Annotated in this window: 18 protein-coding genes and 1 pseudogene; 11 read left to right on the top strand and 8 right to left on the bottom strand. The window is 39.7% G+C overall.

What is annotated here, in order from left to right; all coding sequences use genetic code 11:
- Window positions 1-22: 22 nt before the first annotated feature.
- The 3 genes from ACZ1G6_RS13200 to ACZ1G6_RS13190 all read left to right on the top strand — a co-directional run bounded on the left by ACZ1G6_RS13200 (window position 23) and on the right by ACZ1G6_RS13190 (window position 1,799).
- On the top strand, window positions 23-742 hold the full coding sequence (locus tag ACZ1G6_RS13200) for a DUF6776 family protein (protein ID WP_472616705.1): 720 nt from the start codon (window positions 23-25) through the stop codon (window positions 740-742).
- Window positions 743-864: 122 nt separating this feature from the next.
- On the top strand, window positions 865-1,209 hold the full coding sequence (erpA, locus tag ACZ1G6_RS13195; RefSeq protein WP_472616704.1) for an iron-sulfur cluster insertion protein ErpA: 345 nt from the start codon (window positions 865-867) through the stop codon (window positions 1,207-1,209).
- 14 nt (window positions 1,210-1,223) lie between these two features.
- Window positions 1,224-1,799, top strand: coding sequence for a glutathione S-transferase family protein (locus tag ACZ1G6_RS13190; RefSeq protein WP_472616703.1), 576 nt, complete (start codon window positions 1,224-1,226; stop codon window positions 1,797-1,799).
- Between the two features lie 3 nt (window positions 1,800-1,802).
- Here the strand turns inward: ACZ1G6_RS13190 and ACZ1G6_RS13185 are convergent, their stop codons facing one another.
- On the bottom strand, window positions 1,803-2,804 hold the full coding sequence (locus ACZ1G6_RS13185) for a hypothetical protein (protein WP_472616702.1): 1,002 nt from the start codon (window positions 2,802-2,804) through the stop codon (window positions 1,803-1,805).
- Between the two features lie 147 nt (window positions 2,805-2,951).
- Between ACZ1G6_RS13185 and tatA the strand changes: the two genes are divergently transcribed.
- The 8 genes and pseudogenes from tatA to hemB all read left to right on the top strand — a co-directional run bounded on the left by tatA (window position 2,952) and on the right by hemB (window position 10,861).
- Window positions 2,952-3,206, top strand: a complete 255-nt coding sequence (gene tatA / locus ACZ1G6_RS13180) for a Sec-independent protein translocase subunit TatA (protein ID WP_472616701.1) — start codon at window positions 2,952-2,954, stop codon at window positions 3,204-3,206.
- 2 nt (window positions 3,207-3,208) lie between these two features.
- Window positions 3,209-3,496: pseudogene (tatB, locus tag ACZ1G6_RS13175) on the top strand (Sec-independent protein translocase protein TatB); the annotation flags it as partial.
- A gap of 217 nt (window positions 3,497-3,713) precedes the next feature.
- On the top strand, window positions 3,714-4,487 hold the full coding sequence (gene tatC, locus ACZ1G6_RS13170; RefSeq protein WP_472616700.1) for a twin-arginine translocase subunit TatC: 774 nt from the start codon (window positions 3,714-3,716) through the stop codon (window positions 4,485-4,487).
- 54 nt (window positions 4,488-4,541) lie between these two features.
- Window positions 4,542-5,201, top strand: coding sequence for a hypothetical protein (locus tag ACZ1G6_RS13165; protein ID WP_472616699.1), 660 nt, complete (start codon window positions 4,542-4,544; stop codon window positions 5,199-5,201).
- A 3-nt stretch (window positions 5,202-5,204) separates the two neighbouring features.
- On the top strand, window positions 5,205-5,990 hold the full coding sequence (locus tag ACZ1G6_RS13160) for a TatD family hydrolase (RefSeq protein WP_472616698.1): 786 nt from the start codon (window positions 5,205-5,207) through the stop codon (window positions 5,988-5,990).
- Between the two features lie 68 nt (window positions 5,991-6,058).
- Window positions 6,059-7,888, top strand: coding sequence for a sensor domain-containing diguanylate cyclase (locus tag ACZ1G6_RS13155; protein WP_472616697.1), 1,830 nt, complete (start codon window positions 6,059-6,061; stop codon window positions 7,886-7,888).
- Window positions 7,889-7,894: 6 nt separating this feature from the next.
- Window positions 7,895-9,829, top strand: coding sequence for a diguanylate cyclase (locus tag ACZ1G6_RS13150; protein WP_472616696.1), 1,935 nt, complete (start codon window positions 7,895-7,897; stop codon window positions 9,827-9,829).
- 33 nt (window positions 9,830-9,862) lie between these two features.
- Entirely contained in the window at window positions 9,863-10,861 is a 999-nt protein-coding gene (gene hemB, locus ACZ1G6_RS13145) for a porphobilinogen synthase (RefSeq protein WP_472616695.1), read from the top strand.
- Here hemB and panC read toward each other — a convergent pair.
- The 7 genes from panC to sfsA all read right to left on the bottom strand — a co-directional run bounded on the left by panC (window position 10,858) and on the right by sfsA (window position 16,664).
- A complete protein-coding gene (gene panC, locus ACZ1G6_RS13140) occupies window positions 10,858-11,706 on the bottom strand; it encodes a pantoate--beta-alanine ligase (RefSeq protein WP_472616694.1) in 849 nt (282 codons plus the stop codon). The genes hemB and panC overlap by 4 nt on opposite strands.
- 7 nt (window positions 11,707-11,713) lie before the next feature.
- Window positions 11,714-12,508: a 3-methyl-2-oxobutanoate hydroxymethyltransferase gene (panB, locus tag ACZ1G6_RS13135; RefSeq protein ID WP_472616693.1), complete on the bottom strand. Its 795-nt coding sequence runs from the start codon at window positions 12,506-12,508 to the stop codon at window positions 11,714-11,716.
- A gap of 45 nt (window positions 12,509-12,553) precedes the next feature.
- Complete coding sequence (folK, locus tag ACZ1G6_RS13130; RefSeq protein ID WP_472616692.1) at window positions 12,554-13,072, bottom strand: 2-amino-4-hydroxy-6-hydroxymethyldihydropteridine diphosphokinase; 519 nt, start codon at window positions 13,070-13,072, stop codon at window positions 12,554-12,556.
- On the bottom strand, window positions 13,069-14,418 hold the full coding sequence (gene pcnB, locus ACZ1G6_RS13125; RefSeq protein ID WP_472616691.1) for a polynucleotide adenylyltransferase PcnB: 1,350 nt from the start codon (window positions 14,416-14,418) through the stop codon (window positions 13,069-13,071). The genes folK and pcnB overlap by 4 nt, the downstream gene beginning before the upstream one ends.
- Window positions 14,419-14,424: 6 nt before the next feature.
- Window positions 14,425-15,348, bottom strand: a complete 924-nt coding sequence (gene gluQRS, locus ACZ1G6_RS13120; RefSeq protein ID WP_472616690.1) for a tRNA glutamyl-Q(34) synthetase GluQRS — start codon at window positions 15,346-15,348, stop codon at window positions 14,425-14,427.
- A gap of 3 nt (window positions 15,349-15,351) precedes the next feature.
- Entirely contained in the window at window positions 15,352-15,792 is a 441-nt protein-coding gene (gene dksA, locus ACZ1G6_RS13115; protein ID WP_472616689.1) for an RNA polymerase-binding protein DksA, read from the bottom strand.
- A gap of 173 nt (window positions 15,793-15,965) precedes the next feature.
- On the bottom strand, window positions 15,966-16,664 hold the full coding sequence (gene sfsA, locus ACZ1G6_RS13110) for a DNA/RNA nuclease SfsA (protein ID WP_472616688.1): 699 nt from the start codon (window positions 16,662-16,664) through the stop codon (window positions 15,966-15,968).
- Between the last annotated feature and the right edge of the window lie 13 nt (window positions 16,665-16,677).

The raw sequence follows: 16,677 nt of genomic DNA, 5'->3' as shown, positions 1-16,677 counted from the left end.
AAACAATTGCTTGGGAGAAATTTTGGGCTTGCGACAATTAAGAAGTGATATTGGGTTTATCAGGTATTACGCAATTGCGGGCATTGTCATTGCAACTGCGTTTTATTTGGGGATGATATTTGCTGAAAACGAAAACAAAGCGCTGATAAATGAAAATAGAGCGATGCAAAAGAGTCTTGCAAACCTTACGCATAGCCATGAATTAACAAAGTCCGAACTTAATATGCTTAAAGTTGAACATGAAATAAATAGTTTGGCGAGCGAAAGCTTGCAAGAGACTTTGGCGCAGGCTTTAACAAGTGAACAAGAGTTAAAAGAACAAATATTATTTTATCAACGAGTAGTTGCACCAGAGCTTGCCGAGTCAGGGTTCTTAGTTGACTCGGTAGAGTTAAGAAATGCAAACTCACCTAACAAATATACTTTGGAGCTGGTCTTGATACAGCAAGAGCGCGTGCGCGATATTCTCAAAGGTGAATTACAGGTGATTCTTACTGGTATGCAAAGCGGTGAGCCTTCTCAGCTTGATCTTAGTTATTTAATGTCACACAAGGAAGACGAGGATACTCAAAGTGTATTTAAATATGCGTTTAGATATTTTCAAGTAATTGAAGTTAGCTTTATTTTACCTGAAGGCTTTGTCCCTGAAAGTTTTGTAATGGATACAGAAATTTATAAATTTAATCGTAAGCGCGGTGATTATAGTACGTCAGTAACTTGGAATGATGCCTTAGTTGACTAACATTTGAATACTTGACTAAAAAACTCGGGTATTGGATAATTGCGCGCCTTGATATTTTGGTGAAAAGCCAGATATACAATGCACTGAATAGAAACTGCATTGTCACATTTATGGAGTAAACAATGTCTACAGAAGCGGCTTTGCCAATAGAATTTTCGGATGCGGCAGCAAATAAAGTCAAAACATTGATTGCAGAAGAAGAAAATCCTGAATTGAAGCTACGAGTCTATGTTACGGGCGGTGGCTGTTCTGGTTTTCAATATGGTTTCACGTTTGATGAAAAGGTCAATGAAGGTGATATGACTATCGAAAATCAAACTGTGACACTTGTTATTGATCCTATGAGTCTCCAATATTTAGTGGGCGGTGTGGTAGACTACACTGAAGGGTTAGAAGGCTCTAGATTTTTTGTTAATAACCCTAATGCATCAACAACCTGTGGTTGTGGTGCCAGTTTTAGCATTTAAGGCTAAGGAACACTATGCAACTTTATGGCTCTGTAACGTCCCCTTATGTTCGTCGTCTGCGTATGTTTATGCAGGATATTCCTTATGATTTCGAACAAATAGACATCTTTAATAGCCGAGACAGAGCTGCTATTGCTTCTTTTAACCCTACTTTAAAAATTCCTATGCTAAAAGATGGCGAGCAAGTCGTTTTAGATTCTAGGATGATTTATCAATATTTATCTCAAAAACACGATATTCAATCGTTGACATGGGATCAACAGAATCTACTGACCAGCATTGATGCTGCGAATGAATCTTTAGTACAGTTTCTTATATTGTCTCGTTCAGAAATAGACACTAGTGCTGACAAAATGTTCTTCAGAATCCAGCGCGAAAGAATGGATGTTGTGTTTACGCATTTAGATCAAAAGGCGCAGCAAGGCGTGTTTGATTCATGGAACTACTTATCCATCAGCTTATTTTGCCTACTTGATTGGGTAATGTTCCGCAATTTACATGATTTGAGTTCATACACCACCTTGTTATCGTTGCACCAGCAATGGGATCAGTTAGCTATTAGTCATAAGACTAATCCTCGGCAACAATAATATTTAAGTAGAGAAGTGGATTTCGGCACGCAGTGCAATACCAAACGATGCTCTGAAATCTTCTTTTCTGAGCCATAAAACAAAAGGTTCGACTTCTACAAACAGCCACTCACGCAATACTTTTTGTTTATAACGAAAGCTAAGCAGCATTTGTTCTTTGCGGTACGAAGGCTCCGAGCGTCCATTAATTGAAGCTGACAGCAAGTAGCTAGTGTTGTTATCGCCTAACAATAAATATTGTGCTTCATGTCGCCACAACCATAGGTGATCTACACTTCGATATCTAAAACTATTATTAAATGAATATGCAGAACTCGTACTGAGGTTATGCACTACAGAACCGTTTATTTCAGTACCAAGTTGATCACTAGAATAATAATTAAGCTCAGTAAAATAATTGAATGCGGTATCGTCGCCAAGCAATATTCGGTCTTTATATCTTGCTCGTGTATATAGTTGGCTGCCTCGTCCAAAACCAAGCCTATACGAAATCTTTTTGTTTTCAGTAGGTATAAATTGAAGTGCGATAACGGTTCGGTCGCTATTACCCAAATCTTCTCGACGGGCTGCTTTAACCGCTTCATTATTTGCATCGTCTTCTTCATCAGATAAAAGTAGCTCGACGCGATTCTCAAGATCAGGTAGTTTGGCTCGTATACGAAATCTAAAGTCAAGTTCAGAAAAATCACCAGAGCGTGGTTCCCAACCAAAACGAACTCTCCCTTTGCTACTGGGAGCTTCGGCCATTTTCCCTGCATCGTGTTCAAACCAGCTATTAATATGCTCTAAACCATAGTCGACCCCATTACTGATATAGCAGTGAGTATCATCTAACCAGCCTAATTGTCCGCAGAACTCGTAAGGCGGAGCTTGGATAAGAGGGTCTGTTAAAGGTTCTTTTTCGCTGGCCCACACTTGTGAAATCTGCCCAAAGAAAAGGAAAGATATCGCTATAACATGAGCAATTTTGACGCTATTTGTTTTAAGCCTTTGCAATAGGCGCATTCACAATGTGTCCGTACAAGTATAAATACTTTTTCTTAAGTATAAGGAAACGCAGTGATATTCATCTTTTTATGCGTATAATGATAATATTAAGATATACGTTGCGGTGTTTTTGTTCAATACACCAATACAAAATAAGGAGTTTTTATGGGTGGTATTAGTGTTTGGCAAATTTTAATTGTTTTGGTTTTGGTCGTTTTGCTTTTTGGGACGTCTAAACTGAGAAACGTTGGTACAGATTTAGGTGCAGCGCTTAAAGGATTTAAAAAAGCGGTGAAAGAAGATGACGAACCAAGCTCAACTAAAAATGGTGAAGACGCGGATTTTGAGTCACTTGAAAAGCCCGAATCACCAGCGACTGAAAAGACATCAGTTAACGAAAAAACAACTAACAAAGACTAGCCATGTTTGATATAGGCTTTTGGGAAATATTATTTGTCAGCGTCCTTGCACTCATTGTCTTAGGACCAGAACGCTTGCCCAGTGCGTTGCGCTCAATGATGAATACTATCCAAAGCGTAAAGCGAGCCGCGAATGGTTTTAAACAAGAGGTGGCCGCTCAATTAGATGCCCACGAGCTACATAGCCATCTAAAAAAAGCCGAAGAACTTGGTATGCAGAACATATCTAAAGATATTCAGGCCTCAGTTGATGAGCTAAAAGCAGCGGCTGAAAGTGTTCAGCGACCATATGCAGATAAAACCATCGAAAAACGCAGTGAGTCTTCTGAGCAATCAAATAATACGCATTGTCCCGATTCAAATGAAAATTCCATTGGGCATATAGATCCTGATGAAGCACTTTTGCCTAATGACAATCATGGCGATACTTGGGTTTCTGAGTACGATAAACCAGATGCTTTAATCGAAAATCAATCGTCGCCCAATACGACATCAATATCAGAAAAAAATGAGTGAACCTAGCGGAATAATAAGCCACCTAATTGAACTGCGCTCTAGGATCTTGCGTGCTTTGTCCTCAGTGTTAATTGTCTTTGTTTGTTTAGTATATTTTGCACAAGATCTTTATAAGTATATTGCAATGCCTTTAGTTGCCAGCTTACCTGAAGGCGCAAGCATGATAGCAACTGATGTCGCTTCACCTTTTTTGGCGCCGTTTAAGCTCACCTTAGTATTGTCTTTTTTTGTTGCCATTCCGTTTGTGCTTTATCAAGCTTGGGCATTTATTGCACCTGCATTATATAAAAAAGAAAAAAAGCTAGTAGCTCCTTTATTGATTAGTAGTACCTTGCTTTTTTATGCTGGGATGGCGTTTGCCTACTATGTGGTGTTTCCTTTAGCTTTTTTGTTTTTTAACAGTGTCGCGCCTGAAGGCGTCTTGGTCAGCACTGATATTTCTAGTTATCTTAATTTTGTTTTAAAGTTATTCTTTGCATTTGGTGTTGCATTTGAAATTCCCATCGCGGTAATACTAATGTGTTGGACAGGCATCACCAGTGCAAAAAAACTCAGTAAAAAACGCCCGTATGTAATTGTAGGAGCATTCGTTATTGGGATGCTATTAACACCACCTGATATTATTTCGCAGACACTTCTTGCTGTTCCAATGTTGATTTTGTTCGAAATTGGTGTGTTAATTGGTGGATTATACGAGAAAAAGTCGCAAGAAGAGGCTGCTGAGCATACGACAGAATCGTCTGACACGGGTGCCGAAAATAAGTAATTAGTAAACAAACCGTATCACATCAAGTGGTAGTCTTATGAAAAAGGAGTTTATATGAAGTATCAGTCTTTAATCTTAGTATTACTATGTGCCGTATTGATTCCCCGTGTCAGTGCAAATATTGATGATGACAATAAAAGCACATCTATGGCTGTTGATATCCCTCGTATTCTAGTGTGTAAAGAAGTGACTGATGATATAAAGCGACTTGCATGTTTTGATGCCGCTTTAACCTTGCCAATTTTAACCTCGCCAATACTACCTGCGCAGACAGACTCACCACAAACAGTCGCAGCAGCAGAAAAGGTTGAACAAGATATATCCCCAATGCCTTTGCAAGAACCATCAGTGGCGGATGTGTCTGTCCTGCAAGAAAGTAAAGATGAATTGATAAGCACTACTGTGATAAGCACAACAACGACAAGCAATTTATCAAGTAATAACCAAGCATCTTTTGGTGCTGAACATCTGGTACAGAACAAAGAAACACAAGAGCAAGAGTCGATACAAGCGGTGGTAACGTCAATCCAAGAGGATGCAAGGAACAACCGTACATTTGTGCTAAGCAATGGGCAATATTGGAAAGAGATAGCTAGGAATCGCTTGCGCATTAAAGAAGGACAAAGTGTCACAATAAGAAAAGGCGCGTTTTCGGCGTACTTTTTAAGTAAAGCATCCAGTAATCGCTCGACCAAAGTAAATAGAGTAAGATAAACCATGCATTGGTCAGATGCGGGAGTGAATCTTTTAGATCCCAGATTTGATAAACAAAAGCTGGCCAAGGAGTCATTAGAGAACCAAGTCAGTCATATCTTAGTGATTGCATCTACGCTTGAAGAGAGTCAGCAAGCAATCACGTTATGTCAGTCTAATGCATTAAATGCTTTAACCCTGTCACACACCATAGGCGTGCATCCTCATTATGCCGATGACACGAATGCTGATACTTGGCTTAAGTTAGCGCAACTAGCAGCCGATAACCCTAAAAGCGCGATAGGCGAATGTGGATTGGATTTTAACCGAAATTTTTCCAGTCCTCGAAATCAACTATATGCCTTCGAGCAACAACTAAATATCGCCGTTGAGAATCAATGTGGCGTCTATTTGCATGAAAGGGATGCCTTTGACGAACAGATTGCTTTATTGGAGACTTATGCCAAAGGACTTCCGTTTATGATGACACACTGTTTTACCGGCTCGCAAGAGCAACTCGAGGGATACTTGGGATTAGGGTGTTATATTGGTATTACGGGCTGGCTATGCGACCCAAAGCGCGGAAGTGCTCTGCGTCAAGCTGTCGAGAATGTGCTACCTCTTGAAAAAACCTTGCTTGAAACCGATTCACCTTATTTGTTCCCAAAAACAATGAAACCCAAATCAAGCACAAATACCCCTGCTAACATTCCTTATATTGGTCAAACCCTTGCGACGTTAATGGGGCACTCCCTAGAAAAGGTACAAATGCAAACAAGTTTAAATGCAACTCGGTTATTTTTTACTTAGCTATGGCCAGTATTAAACTTGATTTTATCAACAATAAATACTCGGCTGCTCTGATAGCAATATGCTTAATGGGCTTAGTTTGGTTGCTGCTACTGATGCCTTATCATTTAACGCAAGAAAGCAGTAAGCGTGTATCTGATCTTGAAATTAAACATTTTATCGACAATGGTCAAAATAAATCACTTAACGATATTATGGCGATGCCTGAGCAAACATGGGTGACGAGTCAAACCACAAATTTTGGGATTGCGAGGCATCCTTACTGGTTCACCTTTAAGTTAAATGCGCTTACCACTACAAACCGATATTTAATGATCGAATATGGCCTTTTAGATCATCTAGATATTTGGTTTTTAGCGCCAGATCCAAACAGTAAGGCACTTTACGTCATTGCTGCACATCAGGTTGGAGATACAAAAGTATTTAGTGATCGCCCTATCAAACATGAGCACTTTTTATTTGAAGTGCCTAACACAACAGACGATTTGCTTGTGTATATTAAAGCAGATAGCAAAGGGCCTATTAAGGTTCCAGTAGAGATTTGGGACAAAGAGCAATTTGTCGAGTTTTCGAGTTTGCATAAGATATTTTTAGGCATGTTCTTTGGTTTCATGGTGGCAATGGCCTTAAGTAATTTGTTCGTCTATGCAACTACCAGCAATATTTTATTTGGCATATATACGGGCTATGTGACAGCAATGGCAATGGTAGTTGCTGCACTTCATGGTGTTGGATTTCATTATTTATGGCCAAACAATACTTGGCTACAAGAGATTGCCATCCCTATTTTTGCCAGCTTAACTATCATGTTTATAGTCTCATTTGCTGATCGTTTACTCGAATTGAAGGATAAAGCACCGAAGGTTTCTAGGGCCTTATCAGTAGTGTGGTATGTATTTCTTTGCTTGCTAGTTTGTAGCTTTTTGCTTCCATATGAAATTATTATTACGTCCTTATTAATACTCATTGTCATTAGCATGCCTGTCATTATATCTTCAGGCATAATACGAGCCTTGAAGGGCCATATAGTATCAATGTATTTTTTGGCTGCTTGGGCAATTTTAATTGTGTCAGGTATCAGTATTTCATTTGAGAATCTTGGGTTGATAACACTACCAGTTAATGCAAACTACCTCATAATGGTAGGGGCGATGACCGAAGCGGTGTTACTGGCGTTTGCGCTGGCAGTAAACTTCAGTCAACAACTAAATTTAGCTAATGACGCTAAAAATAGAGCAATACAAAATGAACAAGAAGCATTAGATGCAAGAGATGAGCTGATAAGCTTGCAAGAAAAAAACAAGCAAGAGCTGGAATACAGTATTGAAGAGCGAACATTAGAACTAGAGATTGCGTTACGGGAATTAGCTGAAAAAAATCGTGAATTAGAAGCCTTAAGTTCCATTGACCCCTTGACAGGTTTAATGAATAGACGTTATTTCGATAAACGATTATTGTCCGAAGCAAGACGAAGTCGTCGAGAATTAACGCCTTTAGGTTTGGCTATCTTAGATATCGACTTTTTTAAAAAGATAAATGACAACCATGGTCATTTATGTGGTGATCATTGTTTAAAAGCATTTGCTGATGTTCTAAAACAAACTGTCAAACGGCCCTCAGATATTCTTTGCCGTTTTGGCGGTGAAGAGTTTATTTTAATTCTTCCCAATACCGATGAAGAGGGATTAGCGCAACTGCTTGAAAGGATAAGGCTGCATGTTGAAGAGAGTATCATCGTATTTGAAAAGACCGAAATTAAAATGACGGTTAGTATTGGCGGTTGCTCACGAGTAATTAAAGATGATAATGAGCATACTTTACTGACTAGCTTTGTAGACAAACTCCTTTATTCGGCAAAAGAGTCAGGCCGCAATAAAGTTATATTAGATAGATTCTAATTGCCCATGATTCAAAGTCTCTTTTCAGTTCAAATTAGACACAAAATGGGGTTTTTATTCTCTGCCCGTTTTACAGGTATTATCTTAATCGGCATTGTTATGGTGCTATCAAGTTTTATATTATTTAATGCAGTCAATCACTTAAACACGTCCTCTGGTGGCACATATACACTTACTGAGCTTCATCATTTAATTCCCTCAACAATAGATGACGTGCAAAACACCAATAACATCAAAAAAGATACTTTTGCATTTGTCAGTCAAGTCCCCGATAGCTTGTGGAAAAAATCAAGTCAGACAAGTTTTAAAAGTACTAATGGCAGTGTTTGGTTAAAAGCAAACCTAGCATCATCCATGCTAAAAGAGAATCTGATATTACGTTTTGAGAATCCACTCATTGATGAGTTGGATCTTATTCTTATCGGAGTAACTAGAGATGGGACACGTACCTATAAACGACATTCCCTAGGGGATTTATTACCCTTTGACTACCGCCCAATTGACGTACCTAATCTTGCTGTACCAATAGAAGGTGGCTTATCAGAGCTGACTATTTACATCCGTGGAAATTCATCACTGACCATCAACATTGGCTTTTCAATTTGGACATCGGCCGATTTTGTTGAATACAACGAAGAATTAACTATTTTTTATGGGTTAGTATTTGGATATTTACTTGCCTTATTGTGTTACTCGCTTTTAATGTTCGCTAGTATCGGACAAAAACAGTACATTTGGTACGCTGGTTATGTTATCGCATTTTTACTGCATTTATCCGCGTTAACAGGATACGGATTCCAATATTTTTGGCCCAATGCAACAGGACTTCAAAGCGTTATTGCAGCAAGTTCAATAGGATTAGGTTTTTCGGCGCTAATACGCTTTACTTTGATTATTTTGCCTCATGCGCGCGGACTGCAACGTTTCACGATGCATGTTATTGCCTACTTGCTCGGGGGCTTGTCTTTACTAAGCTTGATTGTACATCAACTTATTCTCTTACGACTTATTCTTTTGTGTATTGTTGTTGCGACAATCTTGATGCCTTTGATTTGTTTGACCTTAATTAAAAAGGGCCAGTTTAACGCCCAGTTTAGCGCGATTATTTGGTTTGTTATGCTAATAAGCGGCATGATTTCTCTACTGGATAGGTTAGATTTAATTAGCTTAGCATTTAGGTCAGAATATATTTTAGTCTTAGGTTTTCATATTGAAACAATGGTAATTGGTTTAGCGCTGATTTACGGTTATCAATTAAACTATGTCAATACTATTAGAGCCAAGCAAAGTGCAATTAATGATAAAGAAGCGGCTGTTAAATCAAGAGATCAGATTTTACAACTACAAAACGAAGCACAAGAAAAATTAAAGACTCAAGTCAAATCACAAACTCAACAACTTGAAAGTGCGTTAACAGAATTATCTGACGCTAGTAAAGAGCTTGAAACGCTACGAAATGTAGATGGTTTGACTGGACTACCTAACCGCTATGCGTTTGAACAAGTAGCTAACAAAATGGCGTCTGATTCTATTGCGACTGGCTTAGCAATGAATGTTGGGGTAATTGATATTGATCATTTTAAACAAGTAAATGACCGATATGGACATATCGCTGGCGATCATTGTTTAAAGGTTTTTGCCGCGAGTATTGAGCAGCTTTTTCCTAAAGGTGAATATATATATTGTCGCTTTGGGGGAGAAGAGTTTGTTGTGGCTTCGTTGGTTAATTCATCTGTTTTTCATCAGACGATGGAAGCGTTTAGACAAAAGATAGAAGCATTGAATTTAGTGTTTAACGATAGTGAAATTATGTTTACTACCAGTGCAGGTATTGCATCTCAAAAGTTGTCGTCACCAAAGGGTGTACAGCAACTTTTAGCTTCTGCAGATGAGAACCTTTATCAAGCCAAACTCAATGGGCGAAATTTAGTAATAGCTTAGGTATACTACCAATAGAATTTTTAAGGAATGATAATGTCGCAAATTTATTTCAGTCGCCCTCGCAGATTAAGACGCACGCAAGCTCTTAGAAGCCTTGTTAGTGAAAATGCTTTGAGTACTGATGATTTAATCTACCCTTTATTTGTTGTGCTAGGAGTCCAGCAAATAGAGCCAGTAGAGTCAATGCCAGACGTGTATCGCTATTCTATCGATACATTATTAAACGAAATTGCCCAGTGTCATGCTTTAGGGTTATCTCATTTTGCTATTTTTCCGGTAATTGAAAGTGACAAAAAGACCTTGTGCGCTTCAGAGGCGTTTAATCCTGATGGTTTGGCTCAAACTACGGTTAAAGCAATCAAAGATAAGTTTGGTGATGATGTTTGTGTCATCACAGATGTCGCACTTGATCCGTTTACCAGCCATGGACAAGATGGATTGATTGACGAAGCAGGTTATGTCCTAAACGATGACACGATTGATGTATTATGCAAACAAGCCCTTTCACATGCTCTAGCAGGTGCCGATATTGTTGCCCCTTCGGATATGATGGATGGACGCATTGGTGCCATTAGGGAGCAATTGGAGTATGCTGGCTTCGTAAATACATGCATCATGGCTTACTCTGCTAAATATGCGTCCAATTACTATGGCCCATTTAGAGACGCGGTAGGTTCAGCAGGTAATATTAAAGGTGGTGATAAAAAAAGTTACCAAATGGATCCTGCCAATACTAACGAAGCATTGACTGAAATCGCAATGGACTTGGATGAAGGCGCTGATATGGTAATGGTTAAACCAGGCATGCCATATCTTGATGTTGTGTATCGATGCAAATCAGAATATAAAGTACCAACATTTGCATATCAAGTAAGTGGTGAGTACGCGATGCATCAAGCCGCATTTGCCAATGGTTGGCTAAACAAAGATGCAGTCATCATTGAGTCGCTTATGGCATTTAAACGCGCTGGTGCTGACGGCATACTAAGCTACTTTGCAAAAGAGGCCGCAAAATTACTTTATCAAGACTAAATCTGCACCTGTAGGTTATCAATTAAACGGGTTTTACCCAAGAAACCTGCAGCTAAGATGACTATTCGTTTATCCTCATGACCAACCTGCAGCAATGTATCAGCGTTTCTTAATTCGATATAGTCAGGTTTAAATCCGGCTTCTGCGAGCGCTTGCATCGCATCATTAATCAGTACACTAAAATCTCGTCTACCTGAGGTAATTGCGTTGGCAAGTTTAGTGATTTGTTTATAAAGACTCGGCGCAATTTGCCTTTGTTCATCGTTAAGGTAGCCGTTACGAGAGCTCATCGCAAGTCCATCATGTTCACGCTCTGTTGGTACGCCATAAATGCTCAAGTTCATCGATAAATCAGTTACCATTGCTTTAATGACTTGCAGCTGTTGAAAATCCTTTTCTCCAAAAAAAGCTTTGTTAGGTTGCACCATATTAAATAGTTTACAAACGATTGTTGCCACTCCTCGAAAGTGTCCAGGTCTGCTTGCACCACAAATCATGTAAGACAAGCTAGGAACTTCAACAAATGTTTGTTGTTCAAGTCCTCTGCTGTATATGTCCGCTACTTTTGGCATGAATAATACGTCAACCCCAAGGCTTGCCAATGATTGTTTGTCTTGTTCCAGAGTTCTTGGGTAAGCATCTAGATCTTCGTCTGGTCCAAATTGCAGTGGATTAACAAAAATAGAGACAACGACTTTGGTGGACTGCTTCTTTGCTTCTTTGACAAGCCGTAAGTGTCCATCGTGTAAATTACCCATCGTGGGAACAAACGAAATAACTTCTTTCTCCACTTGCCATTGACGACGGATTTCACGTAGTTTTGTAATCTCGTTTATTATTATCATAAGGCGACTACTCGAACGAATGGGCTTTTGAAGGAAATACTTTGGTTTTTACTTCTTCGATATAGCCTTTGACAGATGCCTGAATGTTGCCATATTGCGTTAAATAGTTCTTTGAGAACTTAGGCATATAATTGGCACTGATGCCTAACATATCATGCATTACTAATATTTGACCATCAGTGTCTGCTCCTGCACCTATGCCAATAACGGGGATACTCAACGCTTCAGTAATCATTTTTGCCAAAGTAGTGGGTACACATTCTAACACTAGAAGTTGTGCCCCTGCTTGCTCTATCGCCACAGCTGAATTCAACAGTGCTTCTGCTTGTGCTTGTTCTCGTCCTTGTACTTTGAAACCGCCAAGTACATGAACCGACTGTGGCGTTAAGCCAAGGTGTCCACACACCGGAACACTGCGCTCTACTAGTGCGCGTATTGTATCGATTAACCAAGCGCCACCTTCGACTTTTACCATGCTGGCGCCTGCTCGCATTAGAGTGGCGGCATTATTAAGTGCAATTTGTGTAGATGAATAGCTCATAAATGGCATATCGGCTACAACAAATGCGCGCTGCGACCCAGCCCTGACGCATTTGGTGTGATAAGCAATATCGTCGATAGTCACGCCAAGTGTATCGTCACAAGCGTGCAACACCATACCCAACGAATCCCCTATTAACATGAGCTCTATGCCGTGTTCGTCAAACAACTTAGCAAAGCTGGCATCATAGGCCGTTAATGCACATATTTTGTCGCCTTCTTGTTTCATTTTTAGAAGGGTAGATACCGTTATTTTTTTCATACAGGCGATTCCTCTGTCACTTCTTAAGCTTTTTGATGATGTAATCTACGCCGCAATGGACGCATAATCGATTTCAATTGGCAACCTTTTTAAACCATTTAAAGCGCACTCAGATACCCATTTAGCGATGCTATTTCCATCGTGCATATTCATATCAGGCGTCAATTCAAATAAGGGGACCATTACAAATTCGCGATGTTTCATGCCATAGTGAGGAAGGGTTAGTCGTTCACTTTCTAACTGCAAATTGTTAAATAGCAAGATATCCAGATCTAATGTTCTTGGCCCCCATTTCTCACCTTTGCGTTCACGTCCATGTTTTAACTCTATTTCTTGTAGGAAGTCTAATAAGTCTAGGGGCGCTAAAGAAGTTGTCAGTTTACATACTGCGTTAACATAGTTAGGTTGATCTTGCGGTCCCATTGGTTTGCTGACATATAAACTTGAGCAGCTTTGTATACTGATGTTTTCATGTTCGTGCATATGCGATAATGCGGTGATTAATTGTTTACAAGGATCATGTAGGTTGCTTCCTAATCCAATGTAAGCGATATCGGACATCATTTGGACACTTTCCTTTTGCGACGGCGCCTAGGCTTTTTAAATGGGAGCTCATTGACCATTTTTGACTTCTCTTCCCCGGACACCTCTTGAAACAGCGTCCACCATTGAGCACATTCTAACAGTTCAGAACCTTCGACATTGCCACGTAAGACTAAAAAATCATATGCGGCTCTAAACCTAGGATGAGACAACAGACTTAGACAGCGTTTACCTTGTCGCTTTTGAAGTCTTAATTGCAGGTTCCATATTTCTCTAACTGGAATACTGAAACGCTTAGGGATCATGATACGTTGGCTTTGCTGATACAGAACTTCTGCCCCTGCGACGTTAAAAGCATCATGTTGAGTCATTGCAGATTCAAACATGAGTTGATTTGCTCGCTCTTCCATTGGGTACCATAAGAATGCCGCATACAGAAATGCAGGCGTAATTCTCATATCGTTGTTGATACGATTATCGGTATTACGAAGCATATCCATCACAAAGGTATATTCTTTTGTATCGGTTGATGTAAGATAGGGCATTAGCAAAGGAAAAAGGGGTGCTAGTAGTTTATGTTTCAACAAGTTTTCAAAGGTGTGCATACCAGCGCCGGTAAGCAGTAACTTATTTAACTCTTCAAACAAGCGAGCGGCGGGAATATTTGCTAATAAATGTGCGTTTTCTAGTATGGTTTGACTTAATGCTTCAGGCAGCGTCATATTTAATTTTGAAGCAAACCTAATTGCTCTTATCATGCGCACAGGATCTTCTGCAAATCTAATTTTTGGATCGCCAATCATAACGATTTTGCGCGTTTTTAAAGCGTCCATGCCATCAGCAAAATCTAAAATACTCTCATCTGTTACATCAAAATACATCGCATTGAATGAAAAATCGCGTCTAGCTGCATCTTCTTCGATACTACCAAAAATGTTGTCCCTAAGAAGTTGCCCATCTTCACTTGTTTTTGATTTAGCTATTTTAGGGTTCTCATTGGCTTTGTTGTCTTTGTCATCGAGTTTGGTGTGATGGCCTCTGAACGTGGCTACTTCGATGATTTCTCGCCCAAAAGTAATATGCGCTAATCTGAAACGGCGGCCAATAAGTCGACAATTTCTAAAGCATGCTTTGATCTGTTCTGGAGTCGCATTGGTGACAACATCAAAATCTTTTGGTGTCTTGCCAATTAGCTTATCGCGCACGCAACCACCCACTGCATATGCATCATAGCCTTTTGCAATGAGAGTCTTAAGCACTTTAAGCGTATTAGGCGTTAAATCACTATTGCGCATATTATGCGAATCTCTAGGCAATCGTTGTGCAATTAAGTGAGTGAGATACATGTCGTTATTGTCAATTACCATGCTAATTTAGTTGAATTCATTTTTAGGCACAGAGTATACGCCATTAGTGATGCAAACAAGCAGTTCTTCTTTTGATGGAACAAGTTCTCGCCGCCAATTGTCTATTGCCCATGTCAAAAACGCAGTCACGCTAGAAAACTTGGGCTGCATATTTTGTGGCAATCCTAGATAGTGAGCCGCAATAGACAAGTTTTTAATCGGGCTGGTATCGTCTATACCGGGTGAGCCATGTTGCTTTGACAATTTCTGCTTAGGATGTTGGGAGATCATGGGTAAATGGATGTATGAAGGCTTGTTATTAGGCGCCATACTATTGTAGAGCGATAAATGCACACAGCTTGTCGACAAAAGGTCTCTTCCACGCACAACATGAGTCACATTTTGTTCTATATCGTCACATACCACGACAAGATGATATGCGTGGAATCCGTCTGCTCTTTTTAAAACGGGGTCTTCAAAGCTTACCTTATCGTCTATTGACTGTAATCCTAGGATTTCATCATGAAACTCTTTTACCTGAATCGCTTGTTTAAATCTAATCGCGTGGCCGATAAACGGGAGGTTTTTATTAACGCAATGACGGTCATACACTCCGCCTCTGCTTCTTATCTGTTTTCGACTGCATTGGCACGCATACAACAAACCATTGTATTCTAACTTAGATAATTGCGTTTCATAGAGGTCAAGGCGTTGACTTTGATACACGACATCACCGTCCCACATCAAGCCATGCTTGCGTAAAGAATTAAGTATGACGGGGCTCATATCAGGATTAATTCGAGGGGTATCGATGTCTTCAATACGTACCAGCCACTTACCCTCATGTTGTCTTGCGTCTAAATAGCTTCCTAAAGCACAAACTAAGGAGCCCATATGCAAAGGACCAGACGGGGAAGGTGCAAATCTTCCCACATAAGGAGCAGGTTTCAATGTTTAGCCTTGAAGTTGCTTTTCTTTTATTTCTGCCATCGTTTTACAATCGATGCAAAGGTCGGCTGTGGGTCTGGCCTCTAGGCGTTTTATCCCGACTTCAATACCACAAGAATCACAAAAACCAAAATCATCTTCTTCGATTCGTTTGAGTGTTTTCTCAATTTTCTTGATAAGTTTTCTTTCTCTATCGCGAGTACGCAGTTCTAAAGAAAACTCTTCTTCTTGCGCGGCTCTATCAACCGGGTCAGGAAAGTTTGCGGCTTCGTCTTGCATGTGATGTACGGTGCGGTCAACTTCTACACGCAACTGGTTACGCCAAGCTTTGAGTATTTTTCTAAAATGCTCAAGCTGCGCTTCATTCATGTACTCTTCGCCCGCCTTTTCAATGTAGGGCTCAAGTTCAGCTAATGCTAACAATCCAATTGATTTGCTCTGTGGCATTTGGTCAAACTCCTATGTATTACTGATATAAGCGCTGAACTAAAAGGTTCTTATCGCACATTCAGTTTCACATTTGTGACAAACAAAAACGATAACTGATTGCGCTTATGCATGTCGAAAAATTTCAAGGACGCTAATATGGTGATTTTTTGAAAAAAAGCAATACTTTTTTATTAAGTAATTGGTATTGCATGAGTGATAGTGATCCCCTTCATATTTAGATCACATCCATAGCCTAATACCAATACGCCATTTATCCGTGCGTCCTCTAGAGCACTAGCATAGTCCGGATCGATTTGGGTAGCAATCTTAAATTCAGAGATTGCTTCTCGCATAATGCAAAATACAATCGCTGTTGCGTAGCCTTGTTTACTAAGTTGTGCTAATTCTTTGCAATGTTTTGTACCTCTTGTCGTAATTGTATCAGGGAACATTGCAACTTGACCTTGCGCAAGCGTGGCAGACTTTACTTCTACATAGCAATCAGGTTTCAAGGGGGCTTGTAGTAAAAAATCAATGCGACTTTCACCTACTTTATATTCTGGTTTGATACTTTCATAGCCTGCAAATTCATGGATCTTTTTTTCTTGTAAAGCAGCTTTGATCACTTTATTTGCGTTAGCGGTGTTAACACAAATTTTATGATTATATTGGTCACTTGAGTATTCCCAAGTATATCGATATTTTCGCTTGGGGTTATTTGACTCACTTAGATACACATCACTGCTAGGGTCAGCACAACCGGTCATCGCACCAGTATTTGGACAATGCACCGTAATTATTCGGCCATCATCTAAGCGCACATCGGCTAAAAACCGTTTATAGCGTTTTAACAAAACCGCGTGGGTAAGTGCTGAAGAAAATTCAAACATTTGTTACTCTTAT

The sequence above is a fragment of the Glaciecola sp. HA4-3 genome, assembly GCF_055693685.1.
The sequence above is the reverse complement of the archived record's forward strand: the minus strand, read 5'-3'. Positions and strand labels throughout refer to the sequence as shown.

Excerpts from the sequence above, each read along its gene's own strand:
- erpA (WP_472616704.1), top strand. The coding sequence starts at position 865 with ATGTCTACAGAAGCGGCTTTGCCAATAGAATTTTCGGATGCGGCAGCA.
- ACZ1G6_RS13190 (WP_472616703.1), top strand. The coding sequence starts at position 1,224 with ATGCAACTTTATGGCTCTGTAACGTCCCCTTATGTTCGTCGTCTGCGT.
- ACZ1G6_RS13185 (WP_472616702.1), bottom strand. The coding sequence starts at position 2,804 with ATGCGCCTATTGCAAAGGCTTAAAACAAATAGCGTCAAAATTGCTCAT.
- tatA (WP_472616701.1), top strand. The coding sequence starts at position 2,952 with ATGGGTGGTATTAGTGTTTGGCAAATTTTAATTGTTTTGGTTTTGGTC.
- tatC (WP_472616700.1), top strand. The coding sequence starts at position 3,714 with ATGAGTGAACCTAGCGGAATAATAAGCCACCTAATTGAACTGCGCTCT.
- ACZ1G6_RS13165 (WP_472616699.1), top strand. The coding sequence starts at position 4,542 with ATGAAGTATCAGTCTTTAATCTTAGTATTACTATGTGCCGTATTGATT.
- ACZ1G6_RS13160 (WP_472616698.1), top strand. The coding sequence starts at position 5,205 with ATGCATTGGTCAGATGCGGGAGTGAATCTTTTAGATCCCAGATTTGAT.
- ACZ1G6_RS13155 (WP_472616697.1), top strand. The coding sequence starts at position 6,059 with ATGGGCTTAGTTTGGTTGCTGCTACTGATGCCTTATCATTTAACGCAA.
- ACZ1G6_RS13150 (WP_472616696.1), top strand. The coding sequence starts at position 7,895 with ATGATTCAAAGTCTCTTTTCAGTTCAAATTAGACACAAAATGGGGTTT.
- hemB (WP_472616695.1), top strand. The coding sequence starts at position 9,863 with ATGTCGCAAATTTATTTCAGTCGCCCTCGCAGATTAAGACGCACGCAA.
- panC (WP_472616694.1), bottom strand. The coding sequence starts at position 11,706 with ATGATAATAATAAACGAGATTACAAAACTACGTGAAATCCGTCGTCAA.
- panB (WP_472616693.1), bottom strand. The coding sequence starts at position 12,508 with ATGAAAAAAATAACGGTATCTACCCTTCTAAAAATGAAACAAGAAGGC.
- folK (WP_472616692.1), bottom strand. The coding sequence starts at position 13,072 with ATGATGTCCGATATCGCTTACATTGGATTAGGAAGCAACCTACATGAT.
- pcnB (WP_472616691.1), bottom strand. The coding sequence starts at position 14,418 with ATGGTAATTGACAATAACGACATGTATCTCACTCACTTAATTGCACAA.
- dksA (WP_472616689.1), bottom strand. The coding sequence starts at position 15,792 with ATGCCACAGAGCAAATCAATTGGATTGTTAGCATTAGCTGAACTTGAG.
- sfsA (WP_472616688.1), bottom strand. The coding sequence starts at position 16,664 with ATGTTTGAATTTTCTTCAGCACTTACCCACGCGGTTTTGTTAAAACGC.